We start from the raw sequence: 18,251 nt of genomic DNA on the forward strand, positions 1-18,251 counted from the left end.
ATCATGAGCAATTTGCCCGCCGCACGCACGTACAACCAGACCCACGTGCCGCGACCGCGCACGGCCGGACGGCGCATCAGCATCTACTGGACGTGGAGCTATCCATGGGAATCCCAGCGCGACGTCGAAGCGCTGGACAACCGGTTTTCGACGATGACCGAAGTGCGCAGAGCGGCCTGGCCGCACTACGAGGGACCCGACTGGGATGAGGCGCACTTCCTGCAGGGCATCGCCGGCACCCTTGAGCTGTTCCACCGCTCGACGCTGGCGTTCCAGGAGCTGGCGGGCTACGCCACCAGCCATCCGGTCGCGGTGTTCCAGCGCATCGACCAGGCGGGCTACCAGCAACTGGTCGACGAACGGATATTGGCCGACGCCGACACCCTGATGGTGTTCGGGCTCGACCATCTCGTCGGCCAAGAGGACGCGCGGCCCGACGAGATCGCCGCCCTGCGCGAGTGGCTGAAACGCGATGGCACCTGCCTGCTGCTGGCGCCGCACCACGACGTCGGCTTCACCGACGACCCGGCGCAGCGTCAGGTCGAATACCTGCACCACGGGGATCCGCTGGTGCCACGACAGCAGCGGTTCACCGCCTACACGCGCTCACTGATGAAGGCGCTCGACGTTCCCGTGCACAACACGTGGGGGTTGCGTCCCGCCCTGGTCGAGGGGACCGGCGAGATCGCGCCGCTGACCGGCTTCCGGGATCTGGACGCGCCGGGCCTGCTGAACAACGTCACGACGCTGAACTTTCACCCGCACCTGCCGCACTACGAACTCACCGCCCCGGAAAGCGACCTGCTGCGCGTCCTCGGCAGGCAACGCGTGGACCCGCAACGGCCCCATCCCTTTACGGCGGCGGGTAACAGCGAATTCAATGCTTTGATCTGGATGCCGCCAGCCGGCGACCGGGCCGGTGACATCGTGCTCGTCGACTCCACGAATTTCACGACGCTGTTCGGCGGAACGGACAGCCTCAAGAACTTCTGGCACAACCTGGCGACGATGAAGTGATACTGAGACAGCAGAGCTTTGATCAGTGCACGACGTGCGCGGCCTCGATGTGCGCGATGTGTTCAAGTTGGCGGTCGATCGATTCTAGTTGCCCGGAAAGCGTGCGAATCTGTGCAAGCACGTCCACGCGCTGGCGAACGAGCACGTCTCGCCTTCAAGGCTAAGGTGACGAGCAGATCGTCCCACCGCGCCGGACTCACCGACTGCGAGGTGTCATTGACGGCCATACCCCACATGGACGCATGGACGGATCGCAGAGGTCCACCAGCCGTCCCCAGCGGCATCTACCTTGGCGTCAGCTAGTCGGTTCCGATGACGCCGCAGGCAACCCGCCCCGTTGCCATGCCGCCCATGCTGCCATCTTCGGGGCCGTGGAGCATCAAAGCGGTCTTGTTCCCTGCCAGCAGCTCGTCCCTGGTAAAGGCATCGGTGGTGGTTACCAGGTAAGCGGAGCCGTCTGAACGTACCTCAAGCGAAGTTAGGTCGCCGCTTTCGGGCTTCGAGGTGTGTCCGGGCGCCTGGTAGTGACCGCCTGCGGACAAGAAGTCGCCGGGCGGACCGCCGGTGGGAGCAACCGAGTTCGGCTCACACTTGCCGATCTCGTGGACGTGCATGGGGTGGAAACCGGGCGCCAGGATTCCGGCGGCAACCGTCTTGACGGTGACGGTGGCATAGCCGTTGGTGAAATCGAAGGTGGCCGTGGCCACGTCCCGGCCGTCAGCCGTTTTCAGGTGCGCGGTGAGCGATCCGGCACCGGGCGCCGGGCTAGTCGTCGCCGACGATCCTGGTGAACCACTGTTGACAGGCGGGGTGGTGCCCGGCTGCGTGCTCGGATGCTGAGGTGAACTGCATGCGCTCATGGCCACTACGGGAAGCGCCAGCAAGAGGGTGGCAACGGCGGCGAGTTTGGTCATGACGGGAGCCTAATCCCGGATTCCAGCGAAAAACACCGCTAAGGACTCGCCTGACGGCGTCAGTACGTGCGATGAAGTTGCGGTCGAGGACCAAGGGCTATGGGGCCATGCCGGAGTCGATCCAGCGTTGGAAGACGTTTATCTTTTCGGCGCTCCAGGCTCCGTCACACGGCATCGACCCATCGCGAAGGCGTTGGACGATGGCCGCTGCGTGGGACTTGACGTCGGTGTAGGACCAAAGGTCGAACGCCCACGTCATCGACTCACGGTCGTCTTGCCGGAACAGCGGTTTGATGTTGCGGTCGAACACGACCGGCTCGCCTGCGCCTGGTAGTGGCACAGGCGGCGGGGTCGACGATTCGGTGTGACTCGTGCCGGGAGCGGGGGGCGCCGGCGGCCCCTGCCCCGCCATTCCGGGTGTGGTGCTGGCTTGTGAACCGAAGGTGATCGACGGCTGCCCGTGAGGTATCGGGCCGGAGCCGGAGCAGCCGGAGGCCAACGCGACAGCAGTCGCGGCGACGGCGGGCAGCGCGGTGAGCGAGCGATGAGGCTGGGGCATGACGGTTAAACCTCCCTGATCGATGACGAGCCAGCGGAGAGCCGGGGCACTCGCCGGGAGATAGGGCGGTGGGTTACTGGGCCGACCGACCTCAATGATCTCCTATCCGCCCGCCTGGGGTAGCGCAGATTTCATATGCCAATCGCGGCGAGTGCGCGCGTGGCGAGGTGACAATAATGCGCAGGCCGACCCGCGTCATGAAATCTACAAAGGGACGTCAGGCGGTCTTGTAGTTGTGCCCCAAATGGACGCATTGAAGGAGAGTGGTGGGCGGGACGCTGGCGGTACGAGGTGCAAACCGACGCGACGCAAGGGCCGCCCCCAAGCCTCCGGTACAGAGTTTCCTGAATACAGCTTCCGATGTATCGTCGCTGAATGCAGACTTTGATGCAGCGCGACGCTTTGGCTCGCTTCGGGTACGCGCTCTCGGATGCGACCCGCGCCCTGATCCTGCTGAGGCTTCGAGATGGCGGACGCTACCCATCCGATCTTGCCGACGAGATGGAGGTGTCTCGTCAGATCGTATCGAATCATTTGGCGTGCTTGCGCGGGTGCGGGCTGGTCGTTGCAGTTCCAGAGGGGCGACGCAGCCGCTACGAGCTTGCCGATGTGCGCATTGCCCACGCGCTAAACGATCTTGTGGGACTGGTGCTCGCCGTCGATCCGGTGTGTTGCTCGTCTAGTGACGACGGGTGTTGCTGATGGCGCACGACGTGGGCCTGCCCTCGCCACGGCCCGCTTTGCCGGAACTCCGCCGCCGCGTGCTGTTCCGTCGAGTCCGGCTCTTCGTGGCTGCCACGATCACCTACAACGTCATTGAGGCCGCCATCGCGCTGGCCGAGGGAACGCGGGTGTCATCAACGGCTTTGATTGGGTTCGGCCTGGACTCGGTGATCGAAGTCTCGTCAGCAGCGGCGGTGGCGTGGCAATTCGCCGGTCGCAATCCCGAACCCCGCGAGAAGGTCGCACTCCACGTAATTGCGTTCTCGTTCTTCGGTTTAGCGGCGTTTGTGACCGTGGACTCGGTGCGGTCGCTGTTTGGGTTTGGAGAGGCTGAGCATTCAACGATTGGGATCGCTCTTGCAGCGGTCAGCCTTGCCGTGATGCCAGTGTTGTCTTGGGCACAGCGTCGGGCCGGTAGAGAAGTCGGCTCTCTGTCGGCGGTAGCAGACTCCAAGCAGACGCTGCTATGCACCTACCTGTCGGCGGTCTTGTTGGTCGGCTTGCTGCTCAACTCGCTATTCGGTTGGGCGTGGGCTGATCCCGTCGCCGCGCTGGTGATCGCCGCTGTAGCTGTCCGTGAGGGCATAGAAGCGTGGAGGGGCGATTCATGCTGCGCCACTCCGATTGTCAGCGATGTACGTCGCACCAATAGCGGCGGCTGCGACTGCTGCGGACTAGGGCGCGAGGGCGTAACCGTCATCACTCGGCGTCGTCGGCTTGCTCAGCCAGTACACGGTGAACAGTCGCACGGCGTCAGATAGCTCAGTTCCGACGCAGCCCCAACTCGGCCAGAAGTGCGTACTCGGCCGCGAATGGCTTCTCCCGCTTCCACTTAACCCTTCTCCCATACCGTCTGATCGGCGCGTTCATGTGCTGTCCCGAACGCCAGCGGCGGTAGTGCGTCGTGCACCAACTAGACGCATGGAAGGGGAATCAATGGCGAGCACGCTATGTCGACAGCAGCGGCAAGGAACGCACTCGACGATGCAGGTATAAGGCCGACGGCTATGAATGGCTAAAACAGATCACCCGTTCTGGGGTGGACATCGCGCCCCCCGTGACGGGCGAATGGACGGTGGCGCAACAGTTCTCACTGTGGATACGTAAGGCGGACATTGCGGAGACCACCAGAGCTACCCGCCAGCACATCTGGCGGGCGCACGTCGCCGAGAAGTGGGGCGACTTGCAGGTGACAAAGGTTTTGCCTCCGGACATCAAGGCATGGGTTGCTGACTTGGTCGACGCAAAGACGGGCGTGCCGACCATCGAGAACGCGCTCGGCTGGGGATCACGGACTGGTGATCCGCCTTTTGGCCTATACCGGGCTGCGGTGGGGTGAACTGGCGGCGCTCCCGGTGGGGTCGGTAGACATGATTCGCGGCCGCCTGCAGATCACCCAAGCAGTGGCCGAGGCCGGTGGCCGCCTGGACTGGAAGTCACCCAAGGACCACGAGCGCCGCTCGGTACCTTTTCCCGCGTTCTTGGTGGACGAATTGGACCAGCGGATGCTTGGCAAGGGCCGCGACGATCTGATCTCTCGGCGTCAAACGGTGGCCCGCTCCGGGTGTCTCACTGGAGCCGCGTGTGTTCAATGTGGCTAGGGACTCTCTGAACGACTTCCCGAAGGTGACGCCGAACGACCTGAGACACACAGCCGCCAGCTTGGCGGTGTCGGCCGGTGGCAACGTTCTTGCGCTCGCGAGGATGCTCGGTCACGAAGACCCGAGCCTCACACTGCCGACATACGCTGACCTGTTTGACTCCGACCTGGATGCCCTGGCGGACGTGTTGGATCAGCACCGCAAGGCGGCGCTGCAACCATCAACTGTCACAACAACAGTGAAACCTGACGGGAAAAACGTACCGAGTACGCTGCCGCAAACTGCCTAGCATTCTCGGTGAGCCTGCTACCAGGCCCTTTAAGTCGGGGTGGCGGGATTCGAACCCACGGCCTCTTCGTCCCGAACGAAGCGCGCTACCAAGCTGCGCCACACCCCGCTTGAAGCTTCGACAGCCTATCGCACCAGCCCGTCGGGAGGCCAAACCGCGGTGGGGCAGGTCACTTCCAGGAGCACGATCGCTCGAACTCCACCAGCGCCTCGGAGGGTCCCGCCGGGTCCAGCCCCTGCGCCGTCACCCATTCGTCGCTGAAATAGGTGTCGCGGTAGCGGTCGCCGCTGTCGGCGAGCAGCGTGACCACCGAGCCGCTGCGACCCTCGGCGACCATCTCGGCGAGCAGGCCGAACGCACCCCACAGGTTGGTGCCCGTCGACGGCCCGACGCGGCGGCCCAGCACGGCGCTGACGTGCCGCGCGGCCGCGATCGACGCCGCGTCCGGGACGGACACCATCCGGTCGACCACGCCGGGCAGAAACGACGGCTCCACCCGTGGCCGGCCGATGCCCTCGATGCGCGACGAGGTGGGCATCACGACGTCCTCGCGGTCCTCGGCGTAGGCGGGAAAGAACGCGGAGTTCTCCGGGTCGACGACGCACAGCCGGGTGGCGTGCCGCCGGTAGCGGATGTAGCGGCCGATCGTGGCGCTGGTTCCGCCGGTGCCCGCCCCGACCACGATCCAGTCCGGCACGGGGTAGCGCTCCTCGCGCATCTGCTCGAAGATCGACTCGGCGATGTTGTTGTTGCCCCGCCAGTCGGTGGCGCGCTCGGCGTTGGTGAACTGGTCCAGGTAGTGCCCGCCCGTCTCCCGCGCGATCCGCTCCGCCTCGGCGTAGACCTCGCTGGCGCTCTGCACCAAATGGCAACGGCCGCCATGAGATTCGATCAACGCCACCTTCGACGTGCTCGTCGCCGCGGGCATCACGGCGACGAACGGCAGACCCAGCAGCGCCGCGAAATAGGCCTCGGACACCGCCGTGGAACCCGACGATGCCTCGACCACGGTGGTGCCCTCGTCGATCCAGCCGTTGCACAGCGCGTAGAGGAACAACGAGCGGGCCAACCGGTGCTTGAGGCTGCCGGTGATGTGCGTCGTCTCGTCTTTGAGGTACAGCGCGACGTCGGCGCCCGCGCTCCATGCCGAGGGAAGCGGGTAGCCCAGCAGGTGGGTGTCGGCGCTGCGCCGGGCGTCGGCCTGGATCAGCCGGATGGCGTTGTCCGTCCAGCAGCGTGAGCGGCTGCGAACCGCGATCCGGGTCTGGTCGGTCAACGCACCGATGCTGTTGGCTGCGAACGGCTCAGGTCACTGGCCGCGTCGCGGTCGCCCGTCGGGGTGGCGATCAACGTCAACAGGGTCGCCTCCGGCCGGCAGCAGAATCGCACCGGCGCGAAAGGCGAGGTGCCCATCCCGGCGGACACGTGCAACTGCATGTTGGCGCCCCAGCGGGACGGCCCCTTCGCGCGCGAGCGGTCCAGACCGCAGTTGGTCACCAGCGCGCCGTAGAACGGCAGGCACACCTGACCGCCGTGGGTGTGTCCGGCCATTACCAGCTGATAGCCGTCGGCCGCGTAGCGGTCCAGCACCCGCGGCTCGGGCGAATGGGTCAGTCCCAGTCGCAGATTCGCGGCCGGACTGGCCGGGCCCGCGATGGTTTCGTAGCGGTCGCGGTCGATGTGCGGGTCGTCCACGCCCGCGGCGGCGATGTGCAGACCCGCCACCTCGAACTCGCGCCGCGTGTGGGTGAGGTCGAGCCAACCGCGCTCGGTGAACGCCGCCCGCAGGTCCTGCCAGGGCAGCGGTTCACCGCGAACCCGGTGCGACGGGTTGGTCACGTAATTCAGCGGGTTCTTCAGGCGCGGGCCGAAGTAGTCGTTGCTGCCGAACACGAAGACACCCGGCCGCGACAGCAGATCGCCCAGGGCCTGGATGACCGCCGGGACCGCCTTGGGGTGGGCCAGGTTGTCGCCGGTGTTGACCACCAGATCTGGTTCCCAGCCCGCCAGTTCGCGCAGCCACGCCTGTTTGCGGCGCTGGCCGGGCGTCATGTGGAGGTCGCTGACATGCAGCACCCGCAGCGGGGTCGAGCCCGGGGTCAGCACGGGCATCGTGATCTCGCGCAGGACGAACGCGTTGCGCTCGATGACCGCGGCATAGCCGAGGCCGGCGACGCTCGAAGCTACGGTGGCGGCGCCGGCACGTATCAGGACGGGCAAAACATCAGCCATGCTGGCAGCCTACTGCCGGGCGGGGACTGGCAGCGTATCTCTTGGGTCACGACGCCTAGCCGTACGACGATGCGGCCCGCGAAGCGGGGTGAGGAGGAGTGCGGCAATCACGCCTAGCCGTACGACGATGCGGCCCGCGAAGCGGGGTGAGGAGGAGTGCGGCAATCACGCCTAGCCGTACGACGATGCGGCCCGCGAAGCGGGGTGAGGAGGAGTGCGGCAATCACGCCTAGCCGTACGACGATGCGGCCCGCGAAGCGGGGTGAGGAGGAGTGCGGCAATCACGCCTACGGGGGCGGCTGACCGGGTGGCGGCGGCGGTGGCGCCAGCAGCGGGATCGTGATCGGCGGCAGACCCGGAATCTCGACGACCTGCGAGCCGACCGGCGGCGGCGCGCCTTCCGGTGGCGGCGGCGGCGCCGGCGGGATGCCGTTGCTGACCTGGATGGTGATGATCGACCCCGGAATGGTTGCGCCGCTGGGTGTCGTGCCGACCACCTCGCCCTGCTTGGCGCTGCTGTTGACGAAGTTGTTCTGGTCGGCGACCTGGAAGCCCGCCTCCTTGATGCGCTGGCGCGCCGCGTCGATATCCAGGCCGGCGACGCTGGGTACCCGGGAGCCCGGTGCCCCGTCGACGTAGCGAGGGTCGGTGGGCGGCATCTGCACCGGTCCGAAATTGGTGGCGATCGGCTTCATCGCGGTGAACCACGTTCGCGCCGGCTCGTTACCGCCGTATAGATCGCCCTCGCCGCAGTGCCGTAGGGGGGCGGAGCACAGATCGGTGGGGTTGGTGGAGTCGTCGTAGATGTAGTTGGCCGCCGCGTAGTGGTTGGTGAAGCCCACGAAGCCCGACGAGCGGTGGGCCTCGGTGGTGCCGGTCTTACCGGAGACCGGTAGGTCCCAACCCGCGGCGCTGGCCGAGCCGGCCGCCGTCCCGCCCCCCAGCGCATCCTTGCTCATCGCGTTGGCCAGGGTATTCGCCAGGCCCTCGGGCACCACCTGATCGCAGGTCTCGGTGGTCACCGCGACCTCGTTGCCCTTGCGGTCGACCAGCTTGTCGATCGGGTTGGGCGGGCACCAGGTGCCGCCCGAGGCGAGGGTGGCCGCGACGTTGGACAGCTCCAGCGCGTTCACCTCGATCGGGCCCAGGGTGAACGAGCCGATGTTCTGCCGTTTGACGAAGTCGGCCAGGCTCTCGTTGCTGTCGGGGTTGTAGTCGCGGGCCGTGCCCGGGTCGGCGTAGGACCGCAGCCCGAGTTTGATCGCCATGTCCACCGTGCGCGTCACGCCGACCTGCTGGATCAGCTTGGCGAACGCGGTATTGGGCGAGGTGGCCAGCGCGTCGGTGACGTTCATCGACCCGCGATAGTTGCCGGCGTTGACCACGCACCAGTTGTCCTTGGGGCAGCCCTTGGCCCCACCGCTACCCATACCCTTGGCCTGGAAGCGGCCCGGCACCTCGAGGGTGGCGTTGGTGCCCATGCCCATGTCCAGGGCCGCGGCCGTGGTGAAGATCTTGAAGACGGATCCCGCACCGTCGCCGACCAGCGAGAAGGGTTGCGGGCGCATGGTTTGACCGGCGTCGACGTCGAGCCCGTAGGTGCGGTTGCTGGCCATGGCCATCACCTTGTGCGACGTCTTGCCAGGCTGGATCACGCTCATCACGCTCGAAATGCCCGGCAGGGTCGGGCTGGCGAACTTGTCGATGGCCGTCTTGACCGGGATCTGCACGTCCGGGTCCAGCGTCGTCTTGATCAGGTAGCCACCCCGGGCCACCTGTTCCTTGCTGATGCCGGCCCGGGACAGGTACTCCTGGACGTAGTCGCAGAAGAACGCGCGGTCGCCCGCCGCGATGCAACCGCGGGGCAGCTCGTTGGGCTGCGGCAGGATGCCCAGCGGCGCCGCCTTGGCGGCGCGCAGCGCCTCCTCCTCCTGCGGGATGTTCTCGATCATGGTGTCCAGCACCAAGTTTCGCCGTGCCAGCGCGCCGTCGGGGTTGATGTACGGGTTGAGCGCACTGGTCGACTGCACCATGCCCGCCAGCAGCGCCGCCTGCTGCCAGTTCAGGTCGGACGCGTTGATGCCGAAGTACGTCTGGGCGGCGTCCTGCACGCCGAACGAGCCGTTGCCGAATGAGACCAGGTTCAGATACCGGGTCAGGATCTCGGGCTTGGTGAAGGTCTTGTCCAGCGTCAGCGCCATGCGGATCTCGCGCAGCTTGCGGGCCGGGGTGGTTTCGACCGCCGCGCGCTTCTCGGCGTCGGTCTTCGCGGTGACCAGTAGTTGGTAGTTCTTGATGTACTGCTGCTCGATGGTCGAACCGCCGCGGGTGTCGACGTCGCCGCGGGCATAGCCGGCCAGACCGGTCAGGGTGCCTTTCCAGTCCACCCCGTTGTGTTCGGCGAACCGCTTGTCCTCGATGGAGACGATCGCCAGCTTCATCGTGTTGGCGATCTTGTCGCTGGGCACCTCGAACCGGCGCTGCGAATACAGCCAGGCGATGGTGTTGCCCTTGGTGTCGACCATCGTCGACACGGCGGGCACTTCGCCCTCGAGAAGCTGAGCCGAGCCGTTGGCGACCACTTCCGACGCCCGATTGGACACCAGTCCTATTCCGCCGGCGAAGGGGAACAGGAGAGCCGTGGCGACGACGCTGGCCAACAAACAGAGCCCCGCAAGCTTGAGGATCGTGAGCGCGGCCGGGGGGCGGTCTGACATGGGTACTACATTAGCGGCCCCCAGTCACGCCGCCACGCTGCGCGTTCTCCAGAAAATTTCGTCATCTCAAGACCGGCGGCGACGGGCGCGAATTCGGAATTGCGTCACAGGTCAGACGGGCAACGGCGTGTCCAAGATCACTTCGTCGCCCATCGTGTGGTACGAGGCTGGACGCTCGTCCCAAAAAAAGCGTTATCGGACTGTTGCGCAATTGGCACCTGACCACCTAACTTAGACACACGGTGAGATTCAGGTAACACCGAAGTACACAGTGTGGCGTAGATCGCGAGACTGGATCTGCACCCCAAGGAGGGCGGCCGTGACGGGCGGCCGGTAGGGAAAGGGAACAGTTCGTGTCACCAATACGGCCGGCGGCGCGTAGGACAAACATTGCAGCCGCACAAGGGGTACTCCACAGTGTCGATGCCGAAGAAAGGATCGCGTGGGTCTCGAAGGCGCTATGCCGGACCACTGATCCCGACGAACTGTTTGTCCGCGGCGCGGCCCAGCGCAAGGCGGCAGTGATCTGCCGGCATTGCCCGGTGATGCAGGAGTGCGGGGCAGACGCGCTGGACAACAAGGTCGAGTTCGGGGTCTGGGGCGGCATGACTGAGCGGCAGCGCCGCGCCCTGCTCAAGCAGCACCCCGAGGTAGTTTCCTGGGCGGACTTCTTCGACAAGAGGCGGACCCGCAGCGTCGGCTGACCCTTTGCCCGTGGACGGGTACCCGTCCAATTGGTGGACCGTAGGCCTGACCGGCCTGCCGCTCGTGATTACGTTTCTGTTACGGCAGGCCCGGGGCCGCGGAGTGGAAAGTGGTTCACCGGGCCGCTGCGCGGCCGTCATCGACCGAAGTGATCTGATCGGCCAGCGCGCGCAGGGCCTCGAGATCCGAGACATCAAACGGCAGCGACGGAACGCCGATGACCGGCACGTGCGGATTGGCGCCGGTGAACCGGGAAAGCAATCTGATTTCCCGCTTGGCGGTCTGCGCCCGGTCGGCGTGGATCTTCAGCACCGCCGAGGCCAGCGACGCCACCTCGGAGTCGGCGTCGTGGTCCAGCATTTCGCTGCCGTCGATCGCCCGCTCGGCTGGCAGCGAGCACAGCGGCGGATGGGTGCGGTTGAGGACCAGCCCGGCGAGCGGCATCCCTTCCTGCGACAGCCGGTCGACGAAGAATGCCGCCTCGCGCAGCGCGTCCGGCTCGGCCGCCGACACCACAATGAACTGCGTCCCACGCCTTTTCAGCAGCGCATAGGTGCGATCGGCCTTCTCGCGGAAGCCGCCGAAGGTGGCGTCGAGCGACTGCACAAACGCTGCGGCGTCGCCGAGCATCTGTGAACCCAGGATTGTCGACATCGCCTTCATCGCCAAACCCATTGCGCCGGTAACCAACCGCCCGATTCCCCGGCCCGGCGCGAGCAGCAGCCGCCACAGCCGGCTGTCCATGAAGCTGCCCAGCCGTTTGGGCGCATCCAGGAAGTCCAGCGCGTTGCGCGACGGCGGGGTATCGACCACCACCAGGTCCCAGCGATCCTCGGCCAGCAGCTGGCCCAGCTTCTCCATCGCCATGTACTCCTGCGTGCCGGCGAGTGAACTGGCGACCGTTTGATAGAACTGGTTATCCAGAATCGCTTGTGCCCGACCGGGTCCGGAGTACTGGATCACCATCTCGTCGAAGGTGCGACGCATGTCGAGCATCATCGCGTGCAGCTCGCCGGGAACCTCCGCCGCCAGCGGGACCCGCTGGGGCGTGTTGCCGAGATCGCTGACCCCCAGTGCCTGGGCCAGCCGTCTGGCCGGATCGATCGTCAAAACGCAGACGTTGCGGCCGTACTCGGCGGCGCGCAGCGCGATCGCGGCCGCGGTGGTGGTCTTGCCCACCCCACCCGCGCCGCAGCACACCACTACGCGGTTGGTGGTGTCGGCCAGAATGGCGGCCATATCAAGCCGTTTGGGTGTGACGCTCATCGAACCCCCTGCTGTGCAAGCGATTCCGACAGCTCGTAGAGGCTACCTAGGTCGACCCCATCGGAAATGGCCGGTAATTCCAGTCGCGCTACTTGCAACGCATCGAGCTGCTGCGCGATCTCGGCGCGCGTAGCGATGACAGTGGCATGCTCGATGGTCTCCGTCAGCAGGCCCGCGAAGTCTTTGTCGGTCAAGCTGATTCCGGATTTTTCCAATCCGGCCCGCACTGAGTCCGCATCGACGTCTCCCTCGGCGGCCTTCGCCAGATCGGCCGGCTGCAAGTAAGTGGGGATGTTGCGGTTGACGATGACGCTGCCGATCGGCAGCTGCATCTCGGCAAGCTCCTCGATGGCTTCCAGTGTCTCCTGTACCGGCAACGCCTCCAGCAGGGTGACCAAGTGAATGGCCGTCTGCTCGGAGTGCAGGAGCTTCACCACGCCTTCGGCCTGCGAATGCACCGGCCCGCCCTTGGCCAGATCGGACACCGCCTTGGTGACATCCAGGAAGCGCGCGATCCGTCCGGTCGGCGGGGCGTCGACGACGATCGCGTCATAAACCGGGAGCCGATTCTTGTCGACCCGGATCACCGTCTCCTTGATCTTGCCGGTCAACAGCACGTCACGCAGACCCGGCGCGATCGTCGTCGCGAACTCGATCGCGCCGATGCGGCGCATCGCGCGGCCCGCAATGCCCAGGTTGTAGAACATGTCGAGGTATTCCAGGAAGGCGGCCTCGATGTCGATCGCCAGGGCGTTGACCTGACCGCCTTGTTCGGCGGTCGCGATCTTCACCTCCTGATACGGCAGGGGAGGGACGTCGAAGAGTTGCGCAATCCCTTGGCGGCCCTCGACTTCCACGAGCAGTACCTTGCGGCCCCCGGCGGCCAGGGTCAGCGCCAGCGCGGCCGCGATGGTCGACTTGCCCGTGCCGCCCTTGCCGGTCACGAAATGTAAACGGGCCTTCGTCAAGCGCGCAGGCCAGCCGACGGCAGCTCCGCCGCCCGATGTGGTTGCCACCTTCGCATGCTAGCCCGATGGGCCCTTGGGCTGGTCGGAGCGGTTCACCTGCGACCGATAAGCTCGCGGCATGAGCCAACCGACCGCATGGGAGTACGTCACGGTTCCGCTGCTGACGCATGCCACCAAACAGATCCTCGACCAGTGGGGTGCCGACGGCTGGGAGTTGGTGTCGGTGTTGCAAGGGCCGACCGGCGAACAGCACGTCGCGTATCTGAAGCGCCCCAAGTAAAGGGTCGCGTCCAATGAGTGCTCCACCTTCCTGGAAGGCCCGGCTCGGGCAGCTCGGCCTTGCGCTGCCGGAGGTGGTTGCGCCGCTGGCCTCCTACGTACCAGCGGTGCGCACCGGAAACCTGGTCTACACCGCGGGCCAGCTCCCGATGCAGGACGGCAAGCTGTTGGCCACCGGCAAGGTCGGCGCCGGCATCAGCCCGGATGAGGGACAAGCGATGGCGCGGATCTGTGCGCTCAACGCGCTGGCGGCCGTCAATTCGCTGGTGGGTATCGACGAGGTGGCCCGGGTGGTGAAGGTGGTCGGATTCGTCGCCTCGGCCCCGGGATTCAACGGTCAGCCCAGCGTCATCAATGGAGCCTCCGAGCTGCTCGCCGAGGTGTTCGGCGAGCGCGGCGCGCACGCGCGCTCGGCGGTCGGCGTCTCCGAGCTGCCACTGGATGCGCCGGTGGAAGTGGAGCTGATCGTCGAGGTCGGCTGACGCCGTGACCCAGGCCGCCGAGTCGCTGACCCATCCCGCGTACGCCAAGTTGCGGCCGGTCACCGAAACCGCGTCTGTTCTGCTGGCCGATAACCCCGGGCTGCTCACGCTCGAGGGCACCAACACCTGGGTGCTGCGCGGCACGCGCAGTGACGAGCTGGTCATCGTGGACCCCGGACCCGACGACGACGAACACATCGCACGGGTGGCCGCGCTCGGCCGTATCGCCCTGGTCCTGATCAGCCACCGGCACAGCGATCACACCGACGCCATCGACAAGCTGGTCGAGCGCACCGGCGCGACCGTGCGCTCGGCGGGCAGCGGTTTTCTGCGTGGCCTCGGCGGTGAGCTGACCGACGGCGAGGTGATCGATGCCGCCGGCCTCAAGATCAAGGTCATGGCGACCCCCGGACACACCGCCGATTCGCTGTCCTTCCTGCTGGACGACGCCGTGTTGACCGCCGACACCGTCCTGGGTCGCGGCACGGCCGTCCTCGACAAGGAGGACGGCAGTCTGACGGACTACCTGGAATCGCTGCGGCGACTGCGCGGCCTGGGCCGGCGGACGGTGCTGCCCGGGCACGGGCCGGACCTGACCGATCTGGAAAGCGTCGCGCAGGGCTACCTCGAACACCGGCGGGAGCGACTGGATCAGGTGCGATCGGCGGTGCGGGAGCTGGGGGAGGACGCCAGCGCCCGCCGGATCGTCGAACACGTCTATGTCGATGTCGACGAGAAGCTGTGGGACGCCGCCGAGTGGTCGGTGCAGGTGCAGCTGAATCACCTGCGTTCGGAGCCGTCGGCGTAACTGCGTCCGCATAAGTCACGGATGTGACTGGTGTGGCCAAGACCGGCCGAACGGCCCGGCGGGTTCGCGCGCGCTTACCTCGCTCGCTGTTTGATTCCTCGCTCGGTTGCGCCCGCGCTCCGCGCGCGCTTACCTCGCTCGGCGCGCCAGCCGCTCGGAGTCCGAGATCAACACACTCTTGCCCTCCAGCCGGATCCAGCCCCGGTGGGCGAAGTCGGCCAGCGCCTTGTTCACCGTCTCCCGGGACGCCCCGACCAACTGCGCGATCTCTTCCTGCGTCAGGTCGTGGGTGACCCGCATGGCGCCGCCCTCCTGGGTGCCGAACCGCTGGGCGAGCTGCAGCAGCTGCTTGGCCACCCGGCCGGGCACGTCGGTGAAGATGAGGTCGGCCAGGTTGTTGTTGGTGCGGCGCAGCCGTCGGGCCAGCACCCGCAACAACTGCTCGGCGATCTCGGGACGATCGGCGATCCAGGCGCGCAGTGCGTCGCGGTCCATCGACACCGCGCGCACCTCAGTGATGGTGGTGGCGCTGGACGTCCGCGGACCCGGGTCGAAGATCGACAGCTCGCCGAACATGTCCGAGGGGCCCATGATCGTCAGCAGGTTCTCGCGTCCGTCGGGCGAGCGGCGACCGATCTTCACCTTCCCCGAGACGATGATGTACAGCCGGTCGCCGGGTTCCCCCTCGGCGAAGACCGTGTGTCCGCGGGGGAAGTCGACGGGTTGCAGCTGCTTGGTCAGCGCTGTGACTGCGCCGGGTTCAACCCCTTGGAAGATTCCTGCCCTTGCCAGGATCTCGTCCACGTTGCCTCTTCAACTTTCCCAAAAAATTAATGTGATACGGGCAGGCTAACCCCTTGCTCGCGTGACGAGTCTAGAGGAACGCCGTTGTTTCCAACGTGCCAACGCTACACACGATTGGCGTGTCGAGGTGCCCTAAACTGCGGATTAACGTGCGAATGGCCGTGGATCCGGGTCGGCAAGGTCATCTCTTCGTGGTCGACGAAGCTGACGGCAAACGACGGCGCGGCGTGTCGCGGTCCGCCGCTCCGCCCGTTCGCCGGGGCCTCGGACAGCTGCGCAAGCTCGCGCCGATGCAGGTATTCCAACGCCTCGGGCATGCCCTCGGCGGCCAGCGTGTGCATGTCCACACCGCCGGCACGCTCCAGGAATTCGTCGACGTCGGCCACCGCCAGTGCGCCGGGGGCGAGCTCGGACTCGAGCCGCCCAAGGCCCAGCGCCGCCAGCATCAGCAGCGCCGGAATACCGGCCACCAGCAACCACGACACACGAAGAGTAAACATCGCCTGGAATCAACTCGGGGTCTCGGCGAGATTACGAAATCAGTACTCTGTCGTAGGTGACAGCGGCTAAGTCGTCCGGGCGTTCGAAATCGACTCCGGCCCCGTCCGGCGGCGGTGATGCCCGACGCTGGTCCGAGGAAACTCGAGTCGGCCTGGTGCGGCGGGCGCGGCGCATGAATCGTGCCCTGGCACAAGCATTTCCGGACGCTCACTGCGAGCTGGACTTCACCACGCCGCTCGAATTGACGGTCGCCACAATCCTTTCGGCGCAGAGCACCGATAAGCGGGTCAATCTGACGACGCCGGCACTGTTCAAGCGGTACCCGTCGGCGCTCGATTACGCCCAGGCGGACCGCGCCGAGCTGGAAAACCTGATCCGGCCGACCGGATTCTTCCGCAACAAGGCGTCCTCGCTGATCGGCCTGGGGCAGGCCCTGGTCGAACGCTTCGACGGCGACGTGCCGTCGACCATGGCCGAATTGGTCACCCTGCCCGGTGTCGGACGCAAGACGGCCAACGTCATCCTGGGAAACGCCTTCGGCGTCCCCGGCATCACGGTCGACACCCATTTCACCCGGCTGGTGCACCGGTGGCGCTGGACCGAGGACAAGGATGCCGTCAAGATCGAGCACTCCGTCGGTGAGCTGATCGAACGCGGTGAGTGGACCATGCTGAGCCACCGGGTGATCTTCCACGGCCGCCGGGTCTGCCACGCGCGCAAACCGGCGTGCGGCGTCTGCCTGATCGCCAAAGACTGCCCCTCCTTCGGCCTTGGCCCCACCGAACCGGCGTTGGCCGCGCCCCTGGTGAAGGGCCCGGAAACCGAGCACCTGCTCGCGCTGGCCGGGCTGTAAGCCGGCCCGCGACCGACTCGCAGGGACCCCAATGCCGACGCTGACCCGGAAGGCTCGCTGGCACATCGCGATTCTGGCTGTGGTGGCGGCGCTGATTGTGGCGCTGGTCGCCCAGCTGCGCGACGACTCCGCCTCGACGCCGCCGCCCGCGAGCGATCAGCCGGCAGCCGACCGGGAACACCGCGACGCCGACACGGCCGCCGCGCTGGCGGGTCCGCGACAGCGCGCCAACCTGGCGCCGTGCCCCGGCGCCGGAGCTGGCGACGGTCCCGCCGCGCTGCGCGGGGTGACGGCCGTCTGCGCCGCCGACGGCTCCCTGGTCGACGTCGCCCGCGCGCTGGCCGGGCGCCGGGTGGTCCTCAACCTGTGGGCATATTGGTGCGCGCCGTGCGCGGCCGAACTGCCCGCGATGGCCGAGTATCAACGTCGGGCCGGTGGGGACGTGACGGTGGTGACGGTTCATCAAGACGAAAACGAGACCGCGGCGCTGCTGCGGCTGGCCGAGCTCGGGGTGCGGCTGCCGACCCTGCAGGACGGTCGTCGCCGGGTCGCCGCCGCGCTGCGGGTGGTAAATGTGATGCCCGCGACGGTGGTCCTGCGGCCGGACGGTAGCGTTGCCCAAACGCTGCCACGAGCTTTCACCACTGCCGATGAGATCGCGGCCGCGATCGGCAACGACAGGGGATAAGCGGAAAAATTGAACCGACTGGAGGGGCCGTGAGTGCTGGGGGTTCTCCCCTGCGGAGTGGGGACCCCGCCCCCCCGCGCGGGTCCGTTCCGGTGAGGCCTGACGCCTGCCCGTCCTGGCTGCGTCCGCTGGTAGACCACGTCGATGACGTTCCCGACGCGGCCCGGCGCCGCCTGCCGGCCGACGTTCTCGCGATGATCACCAGCAAGGCCGCGTCGGCGGTGGCGACCTTGCGCGGCGCGAGCCGCGAAGCCGCCGTGCTGGTGTTGTTCTCCGGGCCGGAATCCGGCGCACCCGACGGCGGTTTCCCCGACGACGCCGACCTGCTGGTCACCGTGCGGGCGTCGACCCTGCGCCACCACGCCGGCCAGGCGGCGTTTCCCGGCGGTGCCGCCGATCCCACCGACGACGGCCCGATCGATACCGCGCTGCGCGAGGCCCGCGAGGAAACCGGCATCGACGTCAGCAGGCTGTCCCCCCTGGCGACGATGGAAAAGATGTTCATCGCGCCGTCGCAGTTTCACGTCGTCCCGGTGCTCGCCTACTCGCCGGATCCCGGCCCGGTGGCCGTCGTCAACGAGGCCGAAACGGCGATCGTCGCGCGAGTTCCGTTGCGCGCCTTCATCAACCCGGACAACCGGCTGATGGTGTACCGCGGCGATCTCGGCCGCCGATGGGCCGGCCCGGCGTTTCTGCTCAACGAGATGCTGGTCTGGGGATTCACTGGCCAGGTGATTTCCGCGTTGCTGGACGTCGCCGGCTGGGCCGAGCCGTGGGACACCACCGACGAGCGGGAGTTGGACGCGGCGATGGCGCTGGTCGGCGACGGGGGCGGATCTCGATGA

General features: G+C 66.8%; 23 protein-coding genes and 1 tRNA gene. 13 read left to right on the forward strand and 11 right to left on the reverse strand.

Annotation, left to right across the window (positions count from 1 at the left end):
- The first annotated feature begins 3 nt into the window (after nucleotides 1-3).
- Nucleotides 4-1,017, forward strand: a complete 1,014-nt coding sequence (locus B8W69_RS15920) for a hypothetical protein (protein WP_085290743.1) — start codon at nucleotides 4-6, stop codon at nucleotides 1,015-1,017.
- Nucleotides 1,018-1,039: 22 nt separating this feature from the next.
- Here B8W69_RS15920 and B8W69_RS31800 read toward each other — a convergent pair whose 3' ends face one another.
- The 3 genes from B8W69_RS31800 to B8W69_RS30950 form a co-directional block, all read right to left on the reverse strand.
- Nucleotides 1,040-1,162 (reverse strand): hypothetical protein, encoded by a 123-nt coding sequence (locus B8W69_RS31800; protein ID WP_281255231.1) that lies wholly within the window; start codon nucleotides 1,160-1,162, stop codon nucleotides 1,040-1,042.
- Nucleotides 1,163-1,316: 154 nt separating this feature from the next.
- Nucleotides 1,317-1,931: a superoxide dismutase[Cu-Zn] gene (gene sodC, locus B8W69_RS15925; RefSeq protein WP_085290744.1), complete on the reverse strand. Its 615-nt coding sequence runs from the start codon at nucleotides 1,929-1,931 to the stop codon at nucleotides 1,317-1,319.
- A gap of 97 nt (nucleotides 1,932-2,028) precedes the next feature.
- Nucleotides 2,029-2,490, reverse strand: coding sequence for a hypothetical protein (locus B8W69_RS30950; RefSeq protein WP_110881951.1), 462 nt, complete (start codon nucleotides 2,488-2,490; stop codon nucleotides 2,029-2,031).
- A gap of 375 nt (nucleotides 2,491-2,865) precedes the next feature.
- On the opposite strand from B8W69_RS30950, the gene B8W69_RS15935 reads away from it, so the two are divergent.
- The 5 genes from B8W69_RS15935 (at nucleotide 2,866) to B8W69_RS15950 (ending at nucleotide 5,103) form a co-directional block, all read left to right on the forward strand.
- Nucleotides 2,866-3,192: an ArsR/SmtB family transcription factor gene (locus B8W69_RS15935; RefSeq protein ID WP_085290746.1), complete on the forward strand. Its 327-nt coding sequence runs from the start codon at nucleotides 2,866-2,868 to the stop codon at nucleotides 3,190-3,192.
- On the forward strand, nucleotides 3,192-3,974 hold the full coding sequence (locus tag B8W69_RS15940; protein WP_085290860.1) for a cation efflux transmembrane domain-containing protein: 783 nt from the start codon (nucleotides 3,192-3,194) through the stop codon (nucleotides 3,972-3,974). Before B8W69_RS15935 ends, B8W69_RS15940 begins: the two co-directional genes overlap by 1 nt.
- Before the next feature lie 143 nt (nucleotides 3,975-4,117).
- Nucleotides 4,118-4,552: a hypothetical protein gene (locus tag B8W69_RS15945; protein ID WP_133058002.1), complete on the forward strand. Its 435-nt coding sequence runs from the start codon at nucleotides 4,118-4,120 to the stop codon at nucleotides 4,550-4,552.
- Complete coding sequence (locus tag B8W69_RS30325) at nucleotides 4,512-4,814, forward strand: site-specific integrase (protein WP_133058003.1); 303 nt, start codon at nucleotides 4,512-4,514, stop codon at nucleotides 4,812-4,814. Before B8W69_RS15945 ends, B8W69_RS30325 begins: the two co-directional genes overlap by 41 nt.
- The gene (locus B8W69_RS15950; RefSeq protein ID WP_165762623.1) at nucleotides 4,798-5,103 is read left to right on the forward strand and encodes a site-specific integrase; all 306 of its coding nucleotides are present in this window, start codon (nucleotides 4,798-4,800) and stop codon (nucleotides 5,101-5,103) included. Before B8W69_RS30325 ends, B8W69_RS15950 begins: the two co-directional genes overlap by 17 nt.
- A 34-nt stretch (nucleotides 5,104-5,137) precedes the next feature.
- Here B8W69_RS15950 and B8W69_RS15955 read toward each other — a convergent pair.
- From B8W69_RS15955 to ponA2, 4 genes are all read right to left on the reverse strand, one after another.
- Nucleotides 5,138-5,211 (reverse strand) — tRNA-Pro (locus B8W69_RS15955).
- Between the two features lie 61 nt (nucleotides 5,212-5,272).
- Nucleotides 5,273-6,379 carry an L-cysteine desulfhydrase Cds1 gene (cds1, locus tag B8W69_RS15960; RefSeq protein WP_085290750.1) on the reverse strand — a complete coding sequence of 369 codons (1,107 nt, stop codon included), beginning with the start codon at nucleotides 6,377-6,379 and terminating at the stop codon, nucleotides 5,273-5,275.
- Entirely contained in the window at nucleotides 6,376-7,335 is a 960-nt protein-coding gene (locus tag B8W69_RS15965; RefSeq protein WP_085290751.1) for a metallophosphoesterase, read from the reverse strand. Before B8W69_RS15965 ends, cds1 begins: the two co-directional genes overlap by 4 nt.
- A 287-nt stretch (nucleotides 7,336-7,622) precedes the next feature.
- The gene (gene ponA2, locus B8W69_RS15970) at nucleotides 7,623-10,052 is read right to left on the reverse strand and encodes a transglycosylase/D,D-transpeptidase PonA2 (protein WP_085290752.1); all 2,430 of its coding nucleotides are present in this window, start codon (nucleotides 10,050-10,052) and stop codon (nucleotides 7,623-7,625) included.
- A 353-nt stretch (nucleotides 10,053-10,405) separates the two neighbouring features.
- On the opposite strand from ponA2, the gene B8W69_RS15975 reads away from it, so the two are divergent.
- Nucleotides 10,406-10,756: a WhiB family transcriptional regulator gene (locus B8W69_RS15975; RefSeq protein ID WP_085290753.1), complete on the forward strand. Its 351-nt coding sequence runs from the start codon at nucleotides 10,406-10,408 to the stop codon at nucleotides 10,754-10,756.
- 115 nt (nucleotides 10,757-10,871) lie between these two features.
- Here B8W69_RS15975 and bagB read toward each other — a convergent pair whose 3' ends face one another.
- Nucleotides 10,872-12,023, reverse strand: a complete 1,152-nt coding sequence (gene bagB, locus B8W69_RS15980) for an ATPase BagB (RefSeq protein WP_085290754.1) — start codon at nucleotides 12,021-12,023, stop codon at nucleotides 10,872-10,874.
- Nucleotides 12,020-13,039 (reverse strand): ATPase BagA, encoded by a 1,020-nt coding sequence (gene bagA / locus B8W69_RS15985; protein WP_085290755.1) that lies wholly within the window; start codon nucleotides 13,037-13,039, stop codon nucleotides 12,020-12,022. The genes bagB and bagA overlap by 4 nt, the downstream gene beginning before the upstream one ends.
- A 70-nt stretch (nucleotides 13,040-13,109) precedes the next feature.
- Between bagA and sp36 the strand changes: the two genes are divergently transcribed.
- The 3 genes from sp36 to B8W69_RS15995 are packed head-to-tail and all read left to right on the forward strand — an operon-like array spanning nucleotide 13,110 to nucleotide 14,560.
- A complete protein-coding gene (gene sp36, locus B8W69_RS29940) occupies nucleotides 13,110-13,271 on the forward strand; it encodes a Sp36 family protein (protein ID WP_007772224.1) in 162 nt (53 codons plus the stop codon).
- A 13-nt stretch (nucleotides 13,272-13,284) separates the two neighbouring features.
- The gene (locus B8W69_RS15990) at nucleotides 13,285-13,752 is read left to right on the forward strand and encodes a RidA family protein (RefSeq protein WP_085290756.1); all 468 of its coding nucleotides are present in this window, start codon (nucleotides 13,285-13,287) and stop codon (nucleotides 13,750-13,752) included.
- A gap of 4 nt (nucleotides 13,753-13,756) precedes the next feature.
- Complete coding sequence (locus B8W69_RS15995; protein WP_085290757.1) at nucleotides 13,757-14,560, forward strand: MBL fold metallo-hydrolase; 804 nt, start codon at nucleotides 13,757-13,759, stop codon at nucleotides 14,558-14,560.
- Between the two features lie 129 nt (nucleotides 14,561-14,689).
- On the opposite strand, the gene crp is transcribed toward B8W69_RS15995, so the two are convergent.
- Together crp and B8W69_RS16005 are read right to left on the reverse strand one after the other, a co-directional pair.
- Nucleotides 14,690-15,364 carry a cAMP-activated global transcriptional regulator CRP gene (crp, locus tag B8W69_RS16000; protein WP_036465140.1) on the reverse strand — a complete coding sequence of 225 codons (675 nt, stop codon included), beginning with the start codon at nucleotides 15,362-15,364 and terminating at the stop codon, nucleotides 14,690-14,692.
- A gap of 104 nt (nucleotides 15,365-15,468) precedes the next feature.
- Nucleotides 15,469-15,864: a hypothetical protein gene (locus tag B8W69_RS16005; RefSeq protein ID WP_245843269.1), complete on the reverse strand. Its 396-nt coding sequence runs from the start codon at nucleotides 15,862-15,864 to the stop codon at nucleotides 15,469-15,471.
- Between the two features lie 56 nt (nucleotides 15,865-15,920).
- On the opposite strand from B8W69_RS16005, the gene nth reads away from it, so the two are divergent.
- From nth to B8W69_RS16020, 3 genes are read left to right on the forward strand one after another with little or no spacing between them, the layout of a single operon-like run.
- Nucleotides 15,921-16,718, forward strand: a complete 798-nt coding sequence (gene nth, locus B8W69_RS16010) for an endonuclease III (RefSeq protein WP_281255232.1) — start codon at nucleotides 15,921-15,923, stop codon at nucleotides 16,716-16,718.
- Between the two features lie 31 nt (nucleotides 16,719-16,749).
- On the forward strand, nucleotides 16,750-17,406 hold the full coding sequence (locus tag B8W69_RS16015; RefSeq protein ID WP_085290760.1) for a TlpA family protein disulfide reductase: 657 nt from the start codon (nucleotides 16,750-16,752) through the stop codon (nucleotides 17,404-17,406).
- Between the two features lie 29 nt (nucleotides 17,407-17,435).
- Nucleotides 17,436-18,251, forward strand: coding sequence for an NUDIX hydrolase (locus B8W69_RS16020; protein WP_085290762.1), 816 nt, complete (start codon nucleotides 17,436-17,438; stop codon nucleotides 18,249-18,251).

This window comes from Mycolicibacterium vulneris, assembly GCF_002104765.1.
GTDB classification, from domain to species: domain Bacteria; phylum Actinomycetota; class Actinomycetes; order Mycobacteriales; family Mycobacteriaceae; genus Mycobacterium; species Mycobacterium vulneris.

What these genes read in the sequence shown, in the direction of transcription:
- bagB (WP_085290754.1), bottom strand. Translation starts at nt 12,023, where the DNA reads ATGAGCGTCACACCCAAACGGCTTGATATGGCCGCCATTCTGGCCGAC.
- B8W69_RS30950 (WP_110881951.1), bottom strand. Translation starts at nt 2,490, where the DNA reads ATGCCCCAGCCTCATCGCTCGCTCACCGCGCTGCCCGCCGTCGCCGCG.
- B8W69_RS15920 (WP_085290743.1), top strand. Translation starts at nt 4, where the DNA reads ATGAGCAATTTGCCCGCCGCACGCACGTACAACCAGACCCACGTGCCG.
- B8W69_RS16005 (WP_245843269.1), bottom strand. Translation starts at nt 15,864, where the DNA reads ATGTTTACTCTTCGTGTGTCGTGGTTGCTGGTGGCCGGTATTCCGGCG.
- B8W69_RS15940 (WP_085290860.1), top strand. Translation starts at nt 3,192, where the DNA reads ATGGCGCACGACGTGGGCCTGCCCTCGCCACGGCCCGCTTTGCCGGAA.
- B8W69_RS15965 (WP_085290751.1), bottom strand. Translation starts at nt 7,335, where the DNA reads ATGGCTGATGTTTTGCCCGTCCTGATACGTGCCGGCGCCGCCACCGTA.
- B8W69_RS15935 (WP_085290746.1), top strand. Translation starts at nt 2,866, where the DNA reads ATGCAGACTTTGATGCAGCGCGACGCTTTGGCTCGCTTCGGGTACGCG.
- B8W69_RS16015 (WP_085290760.1), top strand. Translation starts at nt 16,750, where the DNA reads ATGCCGACGCTGACCCGGAAGGCTCGCTGGCACATCGCGATTCTGGCT.
- sp36 (WP_007772224.1), top strand. Translation starts at nt 13,110, where the DNA reads ATGAGCCAACCGACCGCATGGGAGTACGTCACGGTTCCGCTGCTGACG.
- B8W69_RS15990 (WP_085290756.1), top strand. Translation starts at nt 13,285, where the DNA reads ATGAGTGCTCCACCTTCCTGGAAGGCCCGGCTCGGGCAGCTCGGCCTT.
- sodC (WP_085290744.1), bottom strand. Translation starts at nt 1,931, where the DNA reads ATGACCAAACTCGCCGCCGTTGCCACCCTCTTGCTGGCGCTTCCCGTA.
- ponA2 (WP_085290752.1), bottom strand. Translation starts at nt 10,052, where the DNA reads ATGTCAGACCGCCCCCCGGCCGCGCTCACGATCCTCAAGCTTGCGGGG.